The 20,794-nt window shown below is 41.5% G+C and carries 20 protein-coding genes; 9 read left to right on the plus strand and 11 right to left on the minus strand.

The window, feature by feature from the left end:
• Positions 1-153: 153 nt before the first annotated feature.
• From C8322_RS06200 to C8322_RS06215, 4 genes are all read right to left on the minus strand, one after another.
• Positions 154-708 carry a hypothetical protein gene (locus C8322_RS06200; RefSeq protein WP_004815711.1) on the minus strand — a complete coding sequence of 185 codons (555 nt, stop codon included), beginning with the start codon at positions 706-708 and terminating at the stop codon, positions 154-156.
• Positions 709-1,127: 419 nt separating this feature from the next.
• Entirely contained in the window at positions 1,128-2,132 is a 1,005-nt protein-coding gene (locus tag C8322_RS06205; protein ID WP_008304119.1) for an LLM class flavin-dependent oxidoreductase, read from the minus strand.
• A 169-nt stretch (positions 2,133-2,301) separates the two neighbouring features.
• Complete coding sequence (locus C8322_RS06210; RefSeq protein WP_004815715.1) at positions 2,302-2,766, minus strand: hypothetical protein; 465 nt, start codon at positions 2,764-2,766, stop codon at positions 2,302-2,304.
• Positions 2,767-3,011: 245 nt separating this feature from the next.
• Entirely contained in the window at positions 3,012-3,440 is a 429-nt protein-coding gene (locus tag C8322_RS06215) for a glycine zipper domain-containing protein (protein WP_004815717.1), read from the minus strand.
• Positions 3,441-3,782: 342 nt separating this feature from the next.
• Here C8322_RS06215 and prfA point away from each other — a divergent pair, with 342 nt between their 5' ends.
• On the plus strand, positions 3,783-4,871 hold the full coding sequence (prfA, locus tag C8322_RS06220) for a peptide chain release factor 1 (protein ID WP_004815719.1): 1,089 nt from the start codon (positions 3,783-3,785) through the stop codon (positions 4,869-4,871).
• Positions 4,871-5,689, plus strand: coding sequence for a peptide chain release factor N(5)-glutamine methyltransferase (prmC, locus tag C8322_RS06225; protein ID WP_004815721.1), 819 nt, complete (start codon positions 4,871-4,873; stop codon positions 5,687-5,689). The genes prfA and prmC overlap by 1 nt, the downstream gene beginning before the upstream one ends.
• A gap of 54 nt (positions 5,690-5,743) precedes the next feature.
• Here prmC and C8322_RS06230 read toward each other — a convergent pair whose 3' ends face one another.
• The 3 genes from C8322_RS06230 to C8322_RS06240 form a co-directional block, all read right to left on the minus strand.
• Positions 5,744-6,571 carry an ABC transporter permease gene (locus C8322_RS06230; RefSeq protein WP_004815722.1) on the minus strand — a complete coding sequence of 276 codons (828 nt, stop codon included), beginning with the start codon at positions 6,569-6,571 and terminating at the stop codon, positions 5,744-5,746.
• Positions 6,571-7,542, minus strand: a complete 972-nt coding sequence (locus C8322_RS06235) for an aliphatic sulfonate ABC transporter substrate-binding protein (protein ID WP_004815724.1) — start codon at positions 7,540-7,542, stop codon at positions 6,571-6,573. The genes C8322_RS06230 and C8322_RS06235 overlap by 1 nt, the downstream gene beginning before the upstream one ends.
• Before the next feature lie 301 nt (positions 7,543-7,843).
• On the minus strand, positions 7,844-8,197 hold the full coding sequence (locus C8322_RS06240; RefSeq protein ID WP_004815725.1) for a hypothetical protein: 354 nt from the start codon (positions 8,195-8,197) through the stop codon (positions 7,844-7,846).
• A gap of 312 nt (positions 8,198-8,509) precedes the next feature.
• Between C8322_RS06240 and C8322_RS06245 the strand changes: the two genes are divergently transcribed.
• Positions 8,510-9,280, plus strand: a complete 771-nt coding sequence (locus tag C8322_RS06245; RefSeq protein ID WP_004815727.1) for a 3-hydroxyacyl-CoA dehydrogenase — start codon at positions 8,510-8,512, stop codon at positions 9,278-9,280.
• 182 nt (positions 9,281-9,462) lie between these two features.
• Here the strand turns inward: C8322_RS06245 and C8322_RS06250 are convergent, their stop codons facing one another.
• Positions 9,463-9,975: a pyridoxamine 5'-phosphate oxidase family protein gene (locus tag C8322_RS06250; protein WP_004815728.1), complete on the minus strand. Its 513-nt coding sequence runs from the start codon at positions 9,973-9,975 to the stop codon at positions 9,463-9,465.
• A gap of 478 nt (positions 9,976-10,453) precedes the next feature.
• The gene (locus tag C8322_RS06255) at positions 10,454-10,774 is read right to left on the minus strand and encodes a hypothetical protein (RefSeq protein ID WP_004892952.1); all 321 of its coding nucleotides are present in this window, start codon (positions 10,772-10,774) and stop codon (positions 10,454-10,456) included.
• A gap of 476 nt (positions 10,775-11,250) precedes the next feature.
• Between C8322_RS06255 and C8322_RS06265 the strand changes: the two genes are divergently transcribed.
• The 5 genes from C8322_RS06265 to C8322_RS06285 all read left to right on the plus strand — a co-directional run bounded on the left by C8322_RS06265 (position 11,251) and on the right by C8322_RS06285 (position 15,797).
• A complete protein-coding gene (locus C8322_RS06265; protein ID WP_171058611.1) occupies positions 11,251-11,979 on the plus strand; it encodes a HesA/MoeB/ThiF family protein in 729 nt (242 codons plus the stop codon).
• Positions 11,980-12,036: 57 nt separating this feature from the next.
• Positions 12,037-13,335 (plus strand): ABC1 kinase family protein, encoded by a 1,299-nt coding sequence (locus C8322_RS06270; RefSeq protein ID WP_004892962.1) that lies wholly within the window; start codon positions 12,037-12,039, stop codon positions 13,333-13,335.
• A 148-nt stretch (positions 13,336-13,483) separates the two neighbouring features.
• On the plus strand, positions 13,484-13,864 hold the full coding sequence (gene folB, locus C8322_RS06275) for a dihydroneopterin aldolase (protein ID WP_004892964.1): 381 nt from the start codon (positions 13,484-13,486) through the stop codon (positions 13,862-13,864).
• Positions 13,821-14,267, plus strand: a complete 447-nt coding sequence (locus C8322_RS06280; RefSeq protein ID WP_004892965.1) for a 2-amino-4-hydroxy-6-hydroxymethyldihydropteridine diphosphokinase — start codon at positions 13,821-13,823, stop codon at positions 14,265-14,267. Before folB ends, C8322_RS06280 begins: the two co-directional genes overlap by 44 nt.
• 828 nt (positions 14,268-15,095) lie before the next feature.
• Positions 15,096-15,797: a DUF1003 domain-containing protein gene (locus C8322_RS06285; protein ID WP_004892968.1), complete on the plus strand. Its 702-nt coding sequence runs from the start codon at positions 15,096-15,098 to the stop codon at positions 15,795-15,797.
• An 88-nt stretch (positions 15,798-15,885) separates the two neighbouring features.
• On the opposite strand, the gene coq7 is transcribed toward C8322_RS06285, so the two are convergent.
• Both coq7 and C8322_RS06295 read right to left on the minus strand, forming a co-directional pair.
• Positions 15,886-16,521: a 2-polyprenyl-3-methyl-6-methoxy-1,4-benzoquinone monooxygenase gene (gene coq7 / locus C8322_RS06290; RefSeq protein ID WP_004815744.1), complete on the minus strand. Its 636-nt coding sequence runs from the start codon at positions 16,519-16,521 to the stop codon at positions 15,886-15,888.
• A 3-nt stretch (positions 16,522-16,524) separates the two neighbouring features.
• Complete coding sequence (locus C8322_RS06295) at positions 16,525-17,841, minus strand: MFS transporter (RefSeq protein WP_004892970.1); 1,317 nt, start codon at positions 17,839-17,841, stop codon at positions 16,525-16,527.
• A gap of 176 nt (positions 17,842-18,017) precedes the next feature.
• Here C8322_RS06295 and C8322_RS06300 point away from each other — a divergent pair, with 176 nt between their 5' ends.
• Entirely contained in the window at positions 18,018-20,771 is a 2,754-nt protein-coding gene (locus C8322_RS06300) for an autotransporter assembly complex protein TamA (RefSeq protein ID WP_004892972.1), read from the plus strand.
• The last annotated feature ends 23 nt before the right edge of the window (positions 20,772-20,794 follow it).

The following is a 20,794-nucleotide window of genomic DNA, read 5'->3' on the forward strand; positions in this document are numbered from 1 at the left end:
AATCAGTACTATTTCGCTACGAAATACCTCATAGAAAAAATATAGACGTATTTTGATGCTAAAATTGTATAAAAATTGATCAATAAAATTTAGGGCTTTATTCTTTTTTAGTATTTTTTATGGAATATATATCAAAAAAAAATAAATAGATTTTTATTTAAAGGTTTGAATAATGACATCAACCGGATAATTTTCACCATGTATGCAATGAATTGCATGATCAGAAATTTTCAAAATTGGCCAAGTAATAAGCTGGCAGTTTTCACGTTGCAGGGCGATATAGAAGCTATCTGACTTAAAGTAATGACGATTAGAGGCTGCCAGATTAGGCATGAGCTGGCGTCTTAACCAGGGATTTTTGACCTGCTGTTCTAAAAAGCGTAAAGACAATAACCCTTTAATCCGGTTACTAATGAGATTTTTATTTTTGCTGATTAGCGGATGATTCAATACGCGTTGAAGCGTGCGGCTGGTACTCGGCATCACAAATTGCGGTTCAATCTGAAAGACTTTAACAGATGCCGCTTGCTGGCAAATGCGGTCAAGATGACTCACACTAAACTGGTCAAGCCCAATTACTGCCACATTTAAATCCTGAAAATCCATATCTTTAAGGGCGGCAGAATCGACTTTAGTCCCATTAAAGCTTTTAAAGTGCTCAGGGTTGTTTTGAAAAATACCGGCACCTGTATCCTGCTTAACGCCCATATTGATATCCTGTAATTATTTAATTTTTATTCTGTTGTGATAGATATAGACAATATCGGCAGGGGCGTAAAGTCACTTTCATGGAATCTCGAGTCATCAATAATTCGACATTTTAAAATCCACTTCAGTTATGGATTTTCGGAATTATATTGATGTAATTTTTCTTGAGCTTTTTAAAGGTTGTGTTCATACAGTTTAATACCGTAAGTAATAGCGCCAATAATTAAAGTGTCCAACCTGCTGCAACAAAGGTTGCAGTCGGTTTGTTAATATAATGATTGATGTTTTTATCCTGAACGTATAATTGTTAGTTTTTTTATTTGAATGCAGATTGCATTTAATAAAGCAATGGATTACCTCCTAAAAAGAAACCGCTGACTGGCAGCGGTTTATTGAAAGATATTTATAAAAGGGAAATTTTATAAGTCCTGCTTAACCTGCATTAACAAATCGAAGTTATATAGACGTTTGTCAGTGTCATAGATGTCACAAGTAAAAATAAACTCATCTACATCATATTTAGCTAAAAGTGCTTCCAGTCCTGCCTTGACTGTTTCCTTGGAACCGACCTGTGCCATGGCAAAGAAATTATCAACGGACATTTTTTCGGGTGGTGACCAGAGTCCTTCCATTGAATCAATAGGTGCTTTCAGTTTCAGGCTTTGACCACGAATCAGGGAAAGTACACGTTGATAGGCGCTGGTTGCCAGATATTGAGCTTCTTCATCCGTATCTGCGACACAGGTCGGTACGCCCATAGAAACATAAGGACGATCCAGGTATTCAGACGGTTCAAAGTTTTCACGATATAATTGAATAGCCTGGCCCAGCATACGTGGGGCAAAATGCGAAGCAAAGGAATACGGCAGGCCAAGTTTCGCTGCCAACTGAGCACTAAACAGGCTAGAACCAAGCAGCCAAACCGGAACATGAGTACTTTGACCCGGAGTAGCTACAATGCGTTGGCCCGGAATCGGATCTTTAAGGTACTGCAAAATTTCTAGTACATCTTGAGGGAACTGATCTTCAGTTTCCTGACGACCGCGACGCAAAGCACGCATGGTCATCTGATCGGTGCCGGGTGCACGTCCCAGACCAAGTTCAACGCGCTCAGGATATAAAGTCGCTAAAGTACCAAACTGCTCAGCTACGACTAAAGGTGCATGATTCGGCAACATGATGCCACCTGAGCCTAAAGTTAAGGTTTTAGTATTTGCCAGTAAATAGCCAAGCAAGACAGCGGTTGCTGAACTGGCAATACCATCCATATTATGATGCTCAGCTAACCACATGCGGCGGTAACCCAGCTTTTCTGCAGTTTGTGCCAGTTCCAGAGCATGTTGCAGGGAGAATTGAATGGTTTTATCGTCACGAACAGGAACCAGTTCAAGAATGGAGAACTGAGTATCGTTAAGCGTACGCATAATATTACTCTTTATTTGACATGACTAAGAGCATACGATGTTCAACCGGATTTGTATATCGAAAAAAAACGATATAAGTGTAAACGAAATGTATAGGCAAAAAAATAAGCATCCGAAGATGCTTAAAAGAGGGAAGGTTGTAAAAGAGATTAAGCTTTGTATTGAACGCTTAACGACGGCCACGGTTGTTATAGCGATAGTCGTTATAACGGTAATTACGTGAGGAATTATAACGGCGGTCATAGCGGTCATCATAACGACGGTCTTCACTTACTTTCTTGCCAAGAGCAGAACCACCCGCAGAACCCAATGCTGCACCAATCAGGCCACCATTGTTACCACCCATATTTTTACCTACGGCATAACCTGCACCGCCACCCAGTGCGCCACCGATAATGGCACCGTTGCGGTCACGTTTATTCGCTGAAATGGCTGCACCTGCACCACCACCGATTGCAGAACCGATTGTTGCACCAGTTGTGCCACCAACTCTATTACCTACTGCAGCACCAACTACGCCACCAAGTGCAGAAGCAAGAGCAGTATTCGTTGTATTACCCGCATTCGCTGCTGTCATACCCATGCCCATAGCTGAGGTAGCAACAACCGCGATCATTAGAGATTTGTAGTTCATGAGTACACCTTTTATATATATGGCTGTATTTGTCTATGAGTTAAATTTAATCTAGCAAGAGCGAAATAGCATGGAGAGTCTGTAGACGAAATGTGTTTTTTCTCTCCTTAATTTATTCATAATTACTAAACAATATTTTTCAAGTATTACAATTAGTTAGACTCATTTAGAAGCAATTAAAAAAGCACCCGAAGGTGCTTTTTACGTCAAATGTAAGATGCGATTGAGAGACTATAAGTACTGAATTAACGGTAACGTTTTTTCCAATGTTTCGCACGTTTTTCAGCTCGACGGTCTGCTGTTTTGTCTTTGGCAATTTTATTGCCTAAAGCTGCACCACCTGCTGCCCCTAACGCAGAACCGATGTAACCACCGTTAGAGCCACCCATGCTTTTACCTACGCTATAACCTGCACCGCCACCTAAAGCGCCACCAATGGCAGACTCAGTACGGTTCTTCTTGTTACTTGCTACAGCTGCACCACCAGCACCGCCAAGTGCTGCACCAATTGTTGCACCTGTGTTGCCCCCCATGTTTTTACCCAAAGCTGTACCAGCCACACTACCTAATGCACTTGCAGCAGCAACACGAGCAGTGCTGTCGGCATGAGCATTAACGGTCATCATTGACCCTGCGGCTAAAGCGGTACTTAATAAAACTGCGCTCAGTTTCATGCTGGAACTCCATATCCGTGATCGGATTATATTGTGTTTCGATGGCGGAAAATGTAACAAAAAATCGTCATTACATTGTGAAGAAAGATCTCCATATTTAGATGCTTTATTTGCGAGTTTGTAAAATAAGTAAAGAATGCGGATTAAATTGATTAAAAAAGAGGCATTAGCCTTAATTTGGATCTTAAGAGAGATGCTTATCTGGATGCTTTAGCCGCAGAAAGCTTGTACTGAATAAAGATGTTCTTTATGCCTGAGAATCGTTAAACTAGGCGCAATTTTTGATTTCGCTGTGCTAAGACCTTTATTTAGCTATAGCCTTTGTTTGAGATACTTTAAAAAATGAAAGAATCGTTACGTTTACGATTAGACCAGCTCTCCGACCGTCACGAAGAACTCACTGCCTTATTGGCAGATGCCGAAGTCATTTCAGATAATAAACGCTTTCGCCAGCTTTCCCGCGAGCACAATGATCTGACCGAAATTACTGAAGTATGGACCAAGTATAAACAGGCTGAAGAAGATATCGAGACTGCTCAAGCCATGCTGAGCGATCCTGACTTTAAAGAAATGGCTCAGGAAGAGATTAAGGAAAATAAAGCCCTGATCGAACAGCTGGAAGCGGATCTGAACATTTTGATGATTCCGAAAGATCCGAATGATGCGAACTCGGCTTATCTAGAAATCCGTGCCGGAACCGGTGGTGACGAAGCAGCGATCTTCTCGGGTGACTTGTTCCGTATGTATAGTAAATATGCAGAGAGTCAGGGCTGGCGTATCGAAATCCTGTCCGAAAACGAAGGTGAACACGGCGGTTATAAAGAAGTGATCTGCCTGGTCAATGGTGAAGGCGTCTATGGTCGTCTGAAATTCGAAAGTGGCGCACACCGTGTACAACGTGTCCCAGCAACAGAATCCCAGGGCCGTGTACATACTTCAGCATGTACAGTCGCGATTCTTCCTGAGGTTGATGTGGATACTTCAGTTGACATTAACCCCTCGGATTTGCGTATTGATACCTATCGTGCATCAGGTGCCGGTGGTCAGCACATTAACAAAACCGACTCTGCGGTACGTATTACCCACATTCCAACGGGGACTGTGGTGGAATGTCAGGATGAGCGTTCACAGCATAAGAACAAGGCTAAAGCGATGGCGCTTCTGGTGTCACGTCTGGAAAATGCCAAACGTGCAGCTGCAGATGCGGCAACTTCTGAAATGCGTCGTGACCTGGTGGGTTCGGGTGACCGTTCAGAACGTATCCGGACTTATAACTATCCACAGGGTCGTATGACTGATCATCGTATTAACCTGACTTTATATAAGCTGGATGCGGTGATGGAAGGTGATTTGACTGAATTGCTCGATAGTCTGCACCGTGAATATCAAGCGGATCAGCTTGCCATGCTCGCACAGCAGAATGGTGGATAATGAATATTTTACAAGCGCTGGCTTTGCGTGGTGAACCAGAGAGCTATGAACGTCAGGAAAATGCCTGGTTGCTGGAACACATTACCAAGATTGATTCTTTTGATCTGGTGATGAAAAAGAATCAGGAACTGACGCTTGAACAGGAACAGGCTTATGTTGATGCTCTGGCGCGTATTGCTGCGGGTGAGCCTTTGGCTTATGTCACTGGTTCACAACCGTTCTGGACACTGGATCTGAAAGTCACCAAAGACACATTGGTGCCACGTCCCGATACAGAAGTATTGGTTGAAACTGTACTTAAGCTGGACTTGCCTGAAGATGCTCGTGTGGTAGATCTGGGGACAGGTACTGGTGCGATTGCCTTATCCTTGGCTTCGGAACGTCCAGCGTGGTCAGTTACTGCAACTGATATTTATGAACCGACTCTAGAGGTGGCCAAGTTCAATGCTGAACAGCATGACTTGTCGCAGGTACAGTTCGTATTGGGTTCATGGTTCAAGCCATTGGGTCGTCAGTTCTTTGATGTGATTGTTTCCAATCCACCGTATATTGATGCAGCCGATGAACATATGCAGGATCTGGCGACTGAACCAAAACGTGCTTTAGTAGCAGACAATAAAGGTTTGGCTGATTTAGAACAGATCATCGCTCAAGGCAAAAAAAACCTGACTGTAAATGGTTGGGTAGTACTTGAGCATGGTTATGATCAGGGGGATGCAGTGCGTCATCTATTTACCCAGGCTGGTTATAAACAGGTGCGTACTGTTAAAGATTATGGTGGTAATGACCGAGTGACCTTAGCTCAGTGGCCTCATTGATTTTCCAAATCTTGTTTTTAATAAAAAAGCGACCCTTAAGGTCGCTTTTTAGTTTCAGGATTTTTTGATGACATCGCGCCAGCGCAGCAGACGATGTTCAAACAACTTCATAATACTGTCAGTAATCTTACCCAACACTGCCAGTAGAATAATGGCAATAATTACAATATCCGGTCGAGAGGTCTCCCGGCCATCACTGAGTAAATAGCCAATCCCTTGAGTCGCTGCAATCAGTTCTGCTGCAATCATAAACATCCAGGACAAGCTTAAGCTGTTTCTTAAACCTGTGAGAATTCCCGGTGATGCCGCAGGTAACACAATCTGATGAATCTGTTGCCAATATTTCAGCCGGTAGACTCTGGCCACTTCAATCAGCTTGCGATCCACACCCTGAATGGCGGCAACGGTATTGGTATAAGTAGGGAAGAAGGCACCAATTGCAATCAAGGTAATCTTGGAGCCTTCATCAATACCTAACCATAGTAACAAAAGTGGAATCCAGGCCAAACTCGGAATAGATTTGATTGCAGAAAATGTTGGTTCCAGGAAGTCTTCGGCATGACGATTTAACCCGACTAAGATCGCAAAAACTAAGCCCAAGCCAATCCCAATGCCAAAGCCTAAAAAGACACGCCAGCTACTTGCCCAGAGATGCTGCCATAGATCACCTTCAGCCAGTTCGGTCAGAGACTGCCATAAACTGCTGGGTGCAGGCAGTAAATAAGGCTCAATTACACCATTGCGAACCAGAATTTCACATGACAAGATCAGGATCACCGGAATGGTGATCCCTTTCAACAGACGAATACCACGGGGAAGGGCAACAGATTTAGGTTGATCTTCCTTCACAAGTTGTTCGGAGATAGTGTTTGGTGCAGACATTACTTCTTAACAACCTTTTGCGCATATTTGCTATCAAAGAGCTGAGTTACGACCTGATTGACATTGGTGCCTTTACGTACCAAATCTTCTTCAGTCAGAATAGAACCTGCTTTTTGTAATGCAGCAATATGTTTTGCTGTTGGAATGTTTTGATCCAGATTGGTACGGCTCAGCTGTAATTTCGCCACTTCAATTGGTAGTTTGGCTTCACGGGCTAACAGTTCGGCCAGCTTATCCGGATTGGCTTTGGCCCATTTACGCGCCTGTTCATAGACTTTAATGACTGCATCAACGGCTTCAGGACTTTGCTTGGCGAAGTTTTCTTTAATACTGAGTACACTATATGAGTTAAAGCCGACATTGCGATACAGCAATTTCGCACCCGACTGCACCTGCGCAGAAGCCATCAACGGATCAAGACCCGCCCAAGCATCGACCTGTTTACGCTCTAAAGCTATTTTTCCATCTGGGTGTTGCAGGTGTACTAGCTCAACATCACGTTTACCCAAGCCGACGGTATCTAAAGCCTGTAGCGTAAACAGAAATGGATCGGTGGCTTTGGTGGCAGCAATTTTCTTGCCTTTTAAATCCTTGAGAGATTTGATATTGGAATCTTTGTTAACGACCAACGCAGTCCATTCAGGCTGGCTTTGAACATAAACCGTTTTGATTGGGCTACCATTGGCACGGCTAAGTACTGCCGCCAAACCTGCGGTTGAAGCAAAATCTGTACTACCACTGTTCAGATATTCAAGCGAGCGATTACTGCCTTGGCTAAATACCCATTTAATTTTGGTTTTAGGCAATGCTTTTTCCAGTAGTTTTTGCTCCTTAACCACCAAGCTGGTAGGTGCATAATAAGCGTAATCCAGTTTTAATTCGCTTGGAATTGCTGCTGCTGTCAACCCGCTCACTAGAGAGATAGAAATAGTAATTAAGCCTAATTTTGTTGTTGCTAAAGTTTTTTTCATGAGGAGCTCTAATTTATTTAGGAAATTTTCGACATAAATAGCGGTAAATGAATAAACAGACAAAAAAGAAAAACAGATAATCAAATCAACAAATAAAATATAAAGGTGTAAATTTTAATAAGTTATTGTTTATAATTAATTTAATTGTAATGAAGGTGACTTTTTTAGACTTAGCTGAAATTTCTACAAGATTATGGCTGGATTTGATAAGCAAATATTTTTAAATCTCATTGCATTGATTCTGCACAGGATAAACCTCTATAAAAAAGCGACACTTAAGGTCGCTTTTTTATTTATATTTTTACATTGGATAATCTTGTAGACAGTCAGAAACTTCGACCTGATCTAGTGTATTGGTTTCCATTGCCAGACATAGGGTTACCACTTTTAATGTATCTGCAATGAACTGTTCATCTTTCAATGCAATCCCTTGCTTCAGGCTTTCAATACGTTCAGCAGAGATTTCAAGTGCCGCCGCCGCGTCAAGAACATCGATACGATTGAGGAAAGTCACCACTGCATCTTTCAAAGCTGAATCAGATGCGTTCAAAATCCCTTGATTGAGCTGTTCAGAAAGAAGGTCCGCAGAATGAAATAAAGCATTAGAGAAGTTTTGAACCAGGTTTTGGCCAAGAACATCAGTCATGTTTAACATAAGAGTACCTTAAGTAGGGAGAGGAATGAGCAACTAAATAGATGCATCAAATTGTGTGAAAAATAATCTAAATTAACGATAAATACAAAGATATTGGGATGACCGTAGAGTCTCATTTTATTTGGTGATAAAGCTTGAAAACCAGATGTTCTGTAAAATTAAAAACTTAAATATAAAAAGCTGATATTAATCGTTTTTAAGTCTAATAAAATATTTTTAATTGATAATTAAACTGCTGTGGTCATAGTTTGATTTGCTTCCTATTTGGGCAAAGATTAGTCTAGTAAAAATTCAAAATGACATGGATGAGCTATGGATATTCAAAATAAAGTCTTTGTAGTGACGGGCGGAGCTTCAGGACTCGGTGCCGAAACATCACGCTATCTGGTGGAGAAGGGCGCTCAAGTCGTACTGGTCGATATGAATCTTGAACTTGGGCAGAGTCTCGCACAAGAACTTGGGGAACAGGCGCAATTCCAGCAATTAGATGTGACTGATGAAACAGCTGTCAGTGAATTTTTTAAGGCATTAGAACAGACGCATGGGCAACTCAATGGATTGGTAAACTGCGCCGGTATTGCGCCGTCTGCTAAAGTACTTGGTCGTGATGGATTGCATGACTTGGCAATGTTCCAGCGTGTGCTGAATATCAATGTCACGGGCACCTTTAATATGCTGCGCTATGCTGCTGAGCTAATTTCGAAATATGAATTAAAACAGGGCGAAGAGGAACGTGGTGTGATCATCAATACCGCCTCTGTAGCTGCATTCGATGGACAGATTGGACAGGCTGCTTATTCCGCATCTAAAGGGGCAGTAGTTGCCATGACTTTACCACTGGCACGTGAACTCGCTAAAAATGCGATTCGTGTCATGACGATTGCTCCGGGAATTATGGAAACGCCGATGCTAAAAGGTTTGCCGCAGAATGTACAGGATTCTCTTGGGCAGATGGTACCATTTCCTCCACGTTTAGCTAAGCCATCTGAGTATGCAAAATTAGTCGGGCATATTCTTGAAAATACCTATCTGAATGGTGAAGTCATTCGTTTAGATGGAGCAATCCGGATGGCAGCAAAATAGCCTAAGCTATATTGATTCCTTAAGTTACCGGTTAATGCTGATCCTAAAATAAGTGTAATGGATTAAAAAGAATTCAACTTTTTTCGAAATGAGCTTCTACTAAACTAAAAATATACTTTCAACATGCAAAAATTTAGCCTCTTAGATAAGAGGCTAAATGATAAATAAATTCGCTTTAATTTTTATAATTGTACTTTTGCATGATCAGTATCTGGCTCTTCAGGCTTGCCAGTAATATTGCCTTTTAAGACTTTTAGTAGATGAGTAACTTTATTGTCCTTCACATTCCAGTACTCTGCGCTGACTGCTTTGGCAATAAGCACACGTACACTCGGATCATCCTTGCCTTCAAACCAGTTTTCTGCCCAAGGGTTCCATAATTCTTCAATCAAGATACGGTCGGTACTGATTTCGCCATGAGCACTGATAGAGACATAGATATCATCTGATGGTTTGGCAAAGGATAAACCAAGATGCTGACGACCTGCATTAATTGCTTGGACAATATCATTAGTGTCTTTCATGATGAAATACAGATTCTGACTTTCATGCATTTTTTCTGAATTAAGCATGGTCATTGGCTGGGAGTGAATTTCTTGAGTTTCAGCCTGATGGCTGATCATAGTGAAACGCACATCTTTAATGAGTTCCCATAATTTTTCACGGTCATTGTGTTCTGAATATTGTTCTGTCATATGCTGCTCCATATTCTTGTTAAAGGTTAAATTTGGATAACGTTAAGCAGCTTAATCATATTTATAGCAGGATGCTGTAACTCTCACTGAACTCGTACATTTACATACTTAAATTGAGAAGAGCACTACACGAATTACCATTAAACAGGTTTTAGTTACAGCACAGTAAAAATTATCCGATAAATTTTTTAGATAGAAGCTAACAAGAGAATCGGAGCAAGCAAAGCATAAAAATAATGATAAGTTCTGCAACATTATTGTAAGTTAAATTAATGAGTTAATTTTGAGATTTTATTGTAATTACAAATTGTAGACGTTTTTGAGTGTTTCAAAACAAATACCTGATTTTATATTTTTCAAAAAGAGACTTTTAGCTAGTTTAAGTACTCATTCTTTAAGAAAGCATCAACCGAATTTTTGAAGCAAATAAACAGAAAAGGAGATCCGGATTAAGAATTCTGTCGATCCTATATAAAACCTAATTTAGGAAGAATGCAATATCTTTGGGGTCAATATAGTGCAGGGATTTTTGTTTTCCATTGACCATAAGAACGGCACAAAGATTTTGACCACAGAGAATTTTATAGGCTTCCTGATTTTCTTGAGATTTAAGTTGAACTTTTCTTAATTTTTCTGAGTAATTCATTAAATCATTTTGAGCACGTTGCTTTGCTTCAGTTTCGATATAAGATAAATATTTTACTGAGCCTAACAATAAGACCAGAATAAAGTAGGAGGCAAAAAGCTTACGATTAAATTGTCTTTCATTTTCTAATTTAAAAGAGCTGTTATGGATCACTGGTCTATGCTTTGTATCCGTATGAATAGCGACCCTTAAATTTTATAATTTTTTATGGAACCATATATTGCCTCCAAAATTATTAAAGATGGAAGGTACAGCAATAAAAAGTACAAATAAAGCCAAAGTAAAATACAGTGTATGAACAAGGCTCTTTAAAAAGCCATAATACAATTTATCTTGAACGGTAAGATTTAGTACAGTAATGTCGGCGCCAAATATACTGATATAACCTGCAAGAAATACCTGAGCTACAAGATAAAGTAGTGCAGTTAAAGCAGTAATGATCAAGGCAGCATCTAATGAAAAATTAAATTTCATTTTATCTAAGTTATTTTTGTTGAATGCTTTATTAAATGTTATTCATTATTTTAAATCAACAAGATGGATTGAAATTATAGATTCATCTTTTAAAGAACACGGACGGTATAGTGGTAGACGCTTTAAACACTGAATTCGAACTCACCGATGCGGAAATGCATTTGTATGCACGTCAAATCCTGTTAGAAGGCTGGGACATCGAAGCACAGGAAAAACTAAAATTTTCCGATATTTGTATTATTGGCTGTGGGGGAATTGGCTGCGCACTCGCGGAGTTGCTTGCCCGTGCAGGTGTGGGAAAAATTACCCTGATTGATCCGGACACGATTGAGATCAGTAATCTGCAGCGTCAACTCGCATTTACCCCACAAGATGTTGGCTTTTATAAAGCAGAAACGCTAGCGAAACGTTTGCAACAGATTAATCCGTATGTGCAAATTGAATATTATAATCAGGCAATATCTATCGATAATGCACAAGTCCTGATTCAGCACCAAGATTTGGTTTTGGATGGATGTGATCAATTTGAAACCCGTTATCTGGTGAATCAAACCTGCCGACAGTTTGATGTAGCATTGATCAGCGCCTCTGCGATTGGTCTACAAGGCCAACTGTTTATGGTGGAAGGTGATTCTGCCTGCTATAACTGCCTGTTCCCGCAAGAAGATCAAACTGATACAGCCATGCGCTGTGCGGATTCTGGTGTGCTGGCGACAACACCGAATGTCATGGCAAGTCTGCAAGCACATCATGCTTTGCTTTATCTGGGGCTTGGAAAAATGCCATTGCGACAAAAACTGCTGTTATGGGATGGTCAGAGTATGCAGCAACGTATTCTCAAATTTGAGAAAGATACGAATTGTCTAATTTGTCAGGCAAGATAGAACAGATCAGCCTGAATATTTGTTACACTCGAGAAAATTTGAAATTACGCTGACATTATGAAAAATAATATCTTCCTGGATGGTTTGCGTTCTGTGGCACGTGTCGGTGAAACCGCCGTCATTGCTGCACGTGCAGGCATCAAGTATGCGACTGAAAAACCAAGTAATGCTAAACTGATGCGTGAAACCTTTGAATCCTTAGGTTCAACATATATTAAATTAGGGCAGTTTATTGCCTCTACACCCTCTTTATTTCCTCGTGAATTTGTCGAGGAATTTCAGGGTTGTCTAGATCAAACCCCAAGCCTGCCATTTAGCTATGTACAGCAGGTGCTGGCATCTGAGTTTGAAGGCCGTAATCTGGATGAAATCTTTGCCTCGATCGAGGAAACGCCATTGGCTTCAGCATCTATTGCACAAGTACATGCTGCCAAACTGGTTTCTGGCGAAGATGTGGTGATTAAGGTACAAAAGCCAGGTGTAGAAACCATTCTTTATACGGATCTGAACGTACTACATTGGGCAACCAAGCTGCTTGAAAAAGCCGTGCCAAAAGTGAAATTTGCATCTTTGGCAGATATCGTTGAAGAAATTAAAACACGTATGGTGCGTGAAGTTGACTTTATTGAAGAAGCTAAAAATCTGGATGACTTCGTTAATTATCTGAATGTCACCAATAATCATGCAGCGACAGCACCAAAAGTCTATCATCAGTATTCCACGCGTCGTGTACTGACCATGCAGCGTTTGTATGGCGTGTCATTGACCGATTTTGATGTAGTGAAGAAAGTGGCTAAAGATCCTTCTCAGGTGCTGATTACTGCAATGAATACTTGGTTTGGCAGCCTGATGATGTGTGAAAGTTTCCATGCAGACTTGCATGCCGGTAATCTGATGCTACTCGAAGATGGCCGTGTTGGTTTTATCGATTTTGGTATTGTCGGTCAGCTGAATCCGGAAGTCTGGACAGCATGTATGGCCTTTATGGATGCACTGCAAAATACCAATTATGATCTGATGGCAGAAAACATGCTGAAAATGGGCATGACTGCAGTTGCCATTGACACGAAAGTATTGGCCGCAGATCTTGAGCGTTTATTTAGTGGTGTAATTATGGCAGATCCACAAGAATTGCTAAGTTCCAATCCAAGTGACCTTAATGATGTCATGATGGATATGGTCGCCGTTGGTGAACGTCATGGCATTCGCTTCCCGCGTGACTTCGCCTTGCTGTTCAAGCAAATGCTGTATTTCGACCGTTTCATGCGTATCCTTGCGCCATATACCGATATCTATGCGGATCAGCGCTTACAGATGATTCAGACAATTGACCCGAATTTATTGTTGAAGCATTAATTCTAAAAGATGAATTCCTCCCAACCTCCCTTTGAAAAAGGGAGGAGCTACACGCTCATAAAAATACTTCGAGATGTAGAATTCCCTCTTTCATAAAGAGGGACTTAGGGAGATTATTGAAGTGATTTTAAAACTCCTGAGCAGAAATATGGACGCAATTATCATTGAAGGTTTGAAGGTTGAAACAGTAATTGGCTGTTTTGACTGGGAACGTCAGATTATTCAGCCTTTAATGCTGGACTTGGCTATTCAGACAGATTTGGAACAGGCATCCAATTCTGATGCCTTGGCAGATACACTAAATTACGCCGAGATCTGTGAAATTTCCGCACAGGTAATTCAGCAGGCACAGCCAGAATTGATTGAACATGCAGCAAAGTTAGTGCTAAACGCACTTTTTACTACCTTTACAGCAATTGAATCGATTAAGATTACTATTCGTAAGCCTGCCATTATCGCGCAAGCCAATTCTGTAGGGATACGTCTTGAACGCCACCGAAACGATATTCGCCTTAGCACTGGCGAGTAATTGTCATCCTCAGCAACATTTTCAAGCTGCACAACAATGCATTTCTACTTGGGGAGAAGTTCAATTCTCTCCCATCTATATTATTCCGTGTCGTGACGGGATTGGTGAGAATTACTGGAATTCAGCATGTCTATTACAGGTTGAAATGACAGTTGAAGAAATGCTTCAGCAGCTTAAACAGATGGAAGTGGATTCAGGACGAGTGCGTCCCTCACATCAGATCAGCTTGGATATCGATCTGATTGCCTGGGGCAGTGATTTAAGTCAAATGCAGTTTAATCCAAAAAAGTTACCGTTGGCTTTAGATGTCAAAATTCCAATGCATGAGATCTGGTCACATCCGGCATTCGAATATGACCATCAACTACATTACCCACAGGTTAAACTTAACGCAGTGCTATAAATCCTGATGCTAAACCTTGTGCAAAATAGGGTTTAGAAAGAGGAGTGGAAGCATATGCTGGTATATTAAACGAAGTTTTTTCTAGGGTTAAACCTTTAGCAGTTGTGCTGATGTGTAGCACATGTTTTGTCGGTCTAAAACGGAGTTGCAATCAGATTAGTCCCTTATAAAGCAAAAGATAAATGGTTTCATAAATTAGAAAATTGTCAGATATATATGCTGGGTTAACAACTGTCCGAAGAGAAGTGCGATGGTGATATTGGCTATATGTATGAACTGAAAATTAAACCGGAACGGATCAAATTCAATTAGTATGACATGAGACCTAGACGGGCAGGTTTATAATTTAAGCTTGGCTAATCAACGCATTTTTTATATTAAATAACAAGAATTGACTAAAACTGGTTAAAGAAAAGCGCGCCGATTATTTTTTCTTGTTATAAAAAATAATCAGTAGTACAGTAATGATCGCTAATATGACAAGAATTATAACTGTTTCCATAACATGACCTTAATGAATATTTTTATTTAAGCTTTTAAATTAGCCATAAAAGGATGGGAATGACCAGCAACCTTATCTATTTTATTAGCACTCCCGGAAAAAACAGGATATTTAAAGATAGTAAAATTATAACATCTATTATCAACCCTCTTCTTTAAGAAAATGTGACGGTCTATGAAGAGGTGAGCTAGAAACTCGCTTATCTATATGACCTATAAACGAATAACAGAGCTTAACTTTTTATATTTGTTACTAAAATTACCAATACAAATAATAATTTAGAGCAAATTTATTGTTGAGCTGGCGTCACGATAAAGAGAATAATCATGAAAGAAAAAAATGCAACTTATCCATGCTTGGTATGTGGAAAATATTATTCCTTAAAAAATCTTACCCCGATGGGAACGGTGAGAAAAGTCATTACCGAAGAGATTGCTAAAGATATTCCAGACTGGTCACCTGACCATTATATTTGCCAGACAGACTTGACCAAATATCGCATACAGTATGTTCATGCATTGTTAAAGTCTGAAAAGGGTGAAGTCACTAATCTTGAATATGAAGTGATCAAGAGCATGCGCCATCATGAGCTGATTACCAAAGATGTAGAAGCCTCCCTGGAGCAAAAGTGGACTTTTGGTGAAAGATTGGCTGATAAAATTGCTTCTTTTGGTGGAAACTGGTCATTTCTGATCTGTTTTACTATTTTTATTACCCTCTGGATCGGAATAAATACGATGGTTATCGTAACCAAACCGGTTGATCCTTATCCCTTTATTCTTTTAAATCTGATACTTTCCTGTATTGCAGCGATTCAGGCGCCGGTCATTATGATGAGCCAAAATCGGCAAGAAGCCAAAGACAGATTGCGTTCCCAAAATGATTATCAAATCAACCTCAAAGCTGAACTTGAAATCCAGCATTTACATGAAAAACTGGATCATCTTCTTCAGCATCAGTGGGAAAGACTGGCCCAGATACAGGAAATACAACTCGATCTGCTTTCCGAGATGAGTAAGAAGTATTAAGTATAGGAGCCTGAAACCTTTGTAGTATTTTGTGGATTGAATACTCATAGAAAAGCCCACGTCAATGTGGGCTTTTCTAGCTAAATGGTTAAATATAATAACTGGTCTTGGTCATTAATTTAGAAATGCCGGTCATGGCAATTTTGACCGGTAAAGGCAGATCTACACCACCCGCTGCTAATGCTGTATCACGGTGATGCAATTCATCTTCATTCATCTGTTCCAGAATACGGCGTGAACGCTCATCATGCGGTGGTAACTGGCTGATATGGTGTTGCAAATGCAGGCTGACCTGACGTTCTGTTTCAGCAACAAAGCCAAGGCTGTATTTGTCGCCAGCAATTCCGGCAATGGCACCCATACCAAAAGAAAGACCGTACCAAACCGGATTCAGCAAGCTGGTATGACTCTCTAATTCTTTTAAACGATCTTCACACCAAGCCAGATGATCCTGTTCCTCAATTGCTGCCTGTTCCATTTCACGACGGACATTTGGCAGTTTGGCGGTCATCGCCTGACCATGATAAAGCGCCTGTGCACAGACTTCACCACTGTGATTCACCCGCATCAGACCCGCAACATGACGAGCATCAGAAACCGCCAGTTGGCTATCAGTATTTTCAGCAGGATTAGTGCGCTGTGCAGAAGTCGTACCTGGGACAAGACTACGTAATGCCTGGTCAAAAGAATGAATGAGCTTATCGACACCTGTAAATTGACGCATGCATTAATCCTCCAATGATGCTTGTGCAGAGTTGATCATCGGTTTAAGGCGCAGTAATAACCATAAGGTAAATATGCCGCTTAAGACCGCTGTAATACAGAAAAGTATTTTAAGATCAAACTTTAAGACACTTAAAATAATAATCGAAAATATAGCAGAAGATACCATGAAAACTGCATTCAGAATGTTATTTGCTGCAACCACCCGTGCACGATGTGAGCGGGGAGAATGTGCCTGCATCATGGCGTACAGTGGAACAATATAAAAACCACCACTGATACCCAATAAGGTCACGGCAAACATGACATGGTAATAGCTCCAGCCCTGACGGAATACATCTGCCAGACCCAGCAGTTCGCCAGTACGCTCAGGTATAAAGGCCATGCTGACAGCCAGATAAATAGCAAAGACGGTCAGTCCAACTGCACCAATTGGCACCATACGAATGTTGACTTCAGTCCCACCTAATCTACGGCACAGATAAGATCCCAAGCCAATCCCGATCGAGAAGAAAGTCAGCAGTAAACTTGCAACATTTTCAGAAGCATGCAGGTTCTGCAGGGTCAGTTGTGGAATCTGGGTTAAATAGGTCGCGCCATAGAACCAGTACCAGGAGTTGCCAAGCAGAATCAGAAAGATCAAAGGCAGGCTTTTGGCATATTTCAGGGTTTGAAAACTGGTACGGAAAAAGTTCCAGTCAATTTGAATATCAGGTGCAGGAATGCTTTGCTTTAAAATAAAGCGGCTTGATAAATAACCGAGGATGGCAATAACCACTACGGTTAAGCTGATCCAGAGTAAATTGCCAGCCGATGCTGCAATCACCGCACCCCCCAGAATCATACCGAATAGGATCGCCAGGGAAGTTCCAGACTGAAAGAGTGCATTACCTGACATCAATTCCTCTTTCTTCAGCACTTCTGGCAAAATTGCATATTTAATCGGACCAAAGAAAGTCGATTGCGTCCCCATTAAGAACAGCGCAAACAGTAGAATCCATAGATTACCCATCAGGAAACCGATAGTACCGAGAATCATCACCACGATTTCCAAGATCTTTAAATAACGAATCAATTGGGAACGTTCATATTTATCGGCAATTTGTCCGGCAGTCGCAGAAAAAATAAAATAAGGCAAAATAAAGAGTAATGCAGCAAGATTATTTAAGGTGCTAATGCCCGCACTTTGCTGAATCCATCCATACGTAATGACCAGTAATAATGCCTGTTTAAATACATTATCATTTAACGCCCCGAAGAATTGCGTCAAAAACATGGGTAAAAAGCGACGAGAGCCTAACAAATGTTCGTTATTGTTCATATTGGACGTGCTACATTAAGATTTATTAAGAAATGTCAGTGATGCGTGAACATCTTGAAAAATCATGTAAGATACCTTTGACCACGGAAATGGCAAAATCCTATAGATTCAAGTTTCTTAGCTTATATTTTTCGGTCAAATAATCAATTAAAGAATGTATTTGTTTAGAGTTTGCTATGCCTGCAAAAATAAAATTTAAAGAAACGGTACTGAGTCAGAGCATGAGTCCACTCATATCTGCACCTACAGGCAGTTGCCTGTGCATGAGTATTTTCTTGATGATGTTGGCCCAACATGGCATGGCACAAACTCCAGAAACGGAAACACCCGTGGCAGTTTCACAGGCGGAAATGATTGATGAACTGTCTAAGCAGGCGGTGCAACAGGGTGTAGCTAATTCCGAAGACGAAGCTGCCGGGAAAATTGAACAGGCTTTGCAGCCAGAAAATGAAATAGACAGCCTGGAAATGCTGCAACAGCAGGAACAGCAAGGCGCACAGCTGGATGTATTTAAGCCGATTGAGTTTGAAGATTTAGAAGAATTACCGGTTCAACCGATTGATCAGGCGATGGCGGATGAAATTTACCGAGTGGCTGAGCAAGCCAAGCAGGAAGCACAAAGCTATCGCCAGACCCAGCAGACAGAAACCGTGGTTGCCGATATCAGCCAGCAGGAACTGGTGGAAATCAATCAGGCGCCAGTCAATGTTGATCAGCTGATGCAAAGTATTCAGTCTGACAGCCAGATCATTGTGCAGGCAAATGAAATAGGCAATACCTTGCCGGAAATTTCTCCACAGCAACTTACGCCGGCAGATGACAAGAAACCGAATATTTTTAAACGACTTTTTTATAAAATCCGTCCGCCACGCCAGATCATGACAGCTAGTGTGCCGCGGATTGATGCAGACGTGGTTATACGTAATGGTGAAAGCAGTACTCAAACGAGCAATGGATTAAGTTCGGCTGCACGTATACAGGCCTATGAAAACCTGGCAGAGAATATTGAAAATAAACTGTCGAGTTTCACTCAGGAATCCTTTAGCGATTTTCCATCTGCATTGCCACAATTACGTAGTCTGTCTAACCAGGCTGCTCAGGCAGTTGGCTTCTATAATACCGAATTCCGTTTTGAAAAAATTTCTGAATCACGCGTCAGGGTGCATGTAACTCCGAATGAGCCAGTCATCATTCAAAGCCAGAACCTGGAATTTACCGGTGCTGGTGCTGAGCAACCACAGTTCCAGGTCATTAGTGTATTGCCAGATCAGGAAGTGGGTGATGTGTTTAATCATGGTGAATATGAAAAAACCAAGGAGCGAATTGTCGAAGCAGCGAGTAATAACGGCTACTTCGATGCGCACTGGCGGCTGCATGATGTCAAGGTCGCACAGCCACAGAATACGGCAGAAGTAAATCTGCGTTATGAAACTGGCGATCCTTATAAACTTGGACCGGTGACCTTCCGGATGAGTGATCCGGATGAGGAATTCCCGCTAGATCCAGATATCTTGCAAAGTCTGGTGCCTTGGGAAGATGGTGCCGATTACCGTTTCTGGCGGGTAAACACACTAGCCAATAATCTGACCAACTCACGATATTTTAACTATACCCTGGTTGATGCGGTGAAACCGGACCCAGTCGAAGCGGAACTTGAACTGGCGCCTGATCTGCAGTTGCTGGTCGATCAGCAAAAAATCTCTGAAGGGGTTTTGGCCCAGGAGAAAAAAGCCGAGGCTTCTTCCAAGGAAGTTACCCAAAACGTGGTTGATGAAAGCCAGTTTGCTGGTAGCCGTGAGGAAGAAAACCTGGATGTACGCGCCATGCGTACTGCGCAGGAAACCAAGGCCAATGAGCAGGAACGTTTAAAAGCCCAAGCACGTGAAGAGAAAGAGATTCCGGTGATTGTGACTTTGAATGCTGACAAGAAAAACAGCGCTGAAGTCGGTCTAGGTTATGGAACCGATACTGGGACACGTCTACGGGGTCAGTACCGCCGTGCCATCGTTAACAAACGTGGACATTCTTTTGATGCCAACCTCGAGCTTTCAGGAATCCGTCAGTCTATTGATGGCCGCTATAATATTCCGTATAAACACCCGCTCAATGATTACATCAGTATTGTCGGTGGTTATGAGCGTGAAGAACGTGATGATGTTGCACAAGGCGATGGACTCTTGATCGAATCTGCCGTAATTGGTGCCGATCGTTATATTAAAAATCCACGAGGAAGCTGGCAGCATACTTATGGCGTGCGTTATCGTCTGGATCAATTGACTCAGGACGGTACTGTGAATGCCGATGATATTCCAGATGCTTTCCTGGTCAGTACTGCAGAAACCCAAGAGTCTTTATTATTCGGTTATGAAATCGCTCGTACCACCAGTGACCGTCGGGTAAACCCAACCAAAGGCTTTAGACAGACCTACAAGATTGAACTGGGAAGTGAGGCACTGTTATCCGATGCAGATATGGTCATTGCCAATGCTGGCTGGCGCTTTATCTATTCACTGGGTGAAAATGCTGATCATCAGTTTGTCGGTCGTGCCGATGCAGGCTATATTTTTACTGAAGATTTTACCAAAGTACCGTATAACTTAAGATATTTCACTGGCGGTGACCAAAGTATTCGTGGTTTTGATTATAAGAGTCTGTCACCAGAAATCGATGGCTTTAAAGTAGGTGGACAGGCCCTGGCCATTGGTTCCTTGGAATATAATTATCAATTCAGGGAAGGCTGGCGTGGGGCAGTATTTGCAGATGCTGGAAATGCCTATGACAAGGACTTTAGTAATCCGACTGAATATGGGGTAGGTCTTGGCGTGCGTTGGGCATCGCCAATTGGTCCGATTCGTATTGATGTGGCCTCAGGCATTTCGGATGATAACCATCCAATCCGCGTGCATTTCTTTATTGGCTCACAGCTATAAAACAAACTGATTAAAAATTTTAG

The organism is Acinetobacter sp. SM1B (assembly GCF_003289665.1).
GTDB classification, from domain to species: domain Bacteria; phylum Pseudomonadota; class Gammaproteobacteria; order Pseudomonadales; family Moraxellaceae; genus Acinetobacter; species Acinetobacter schindleri.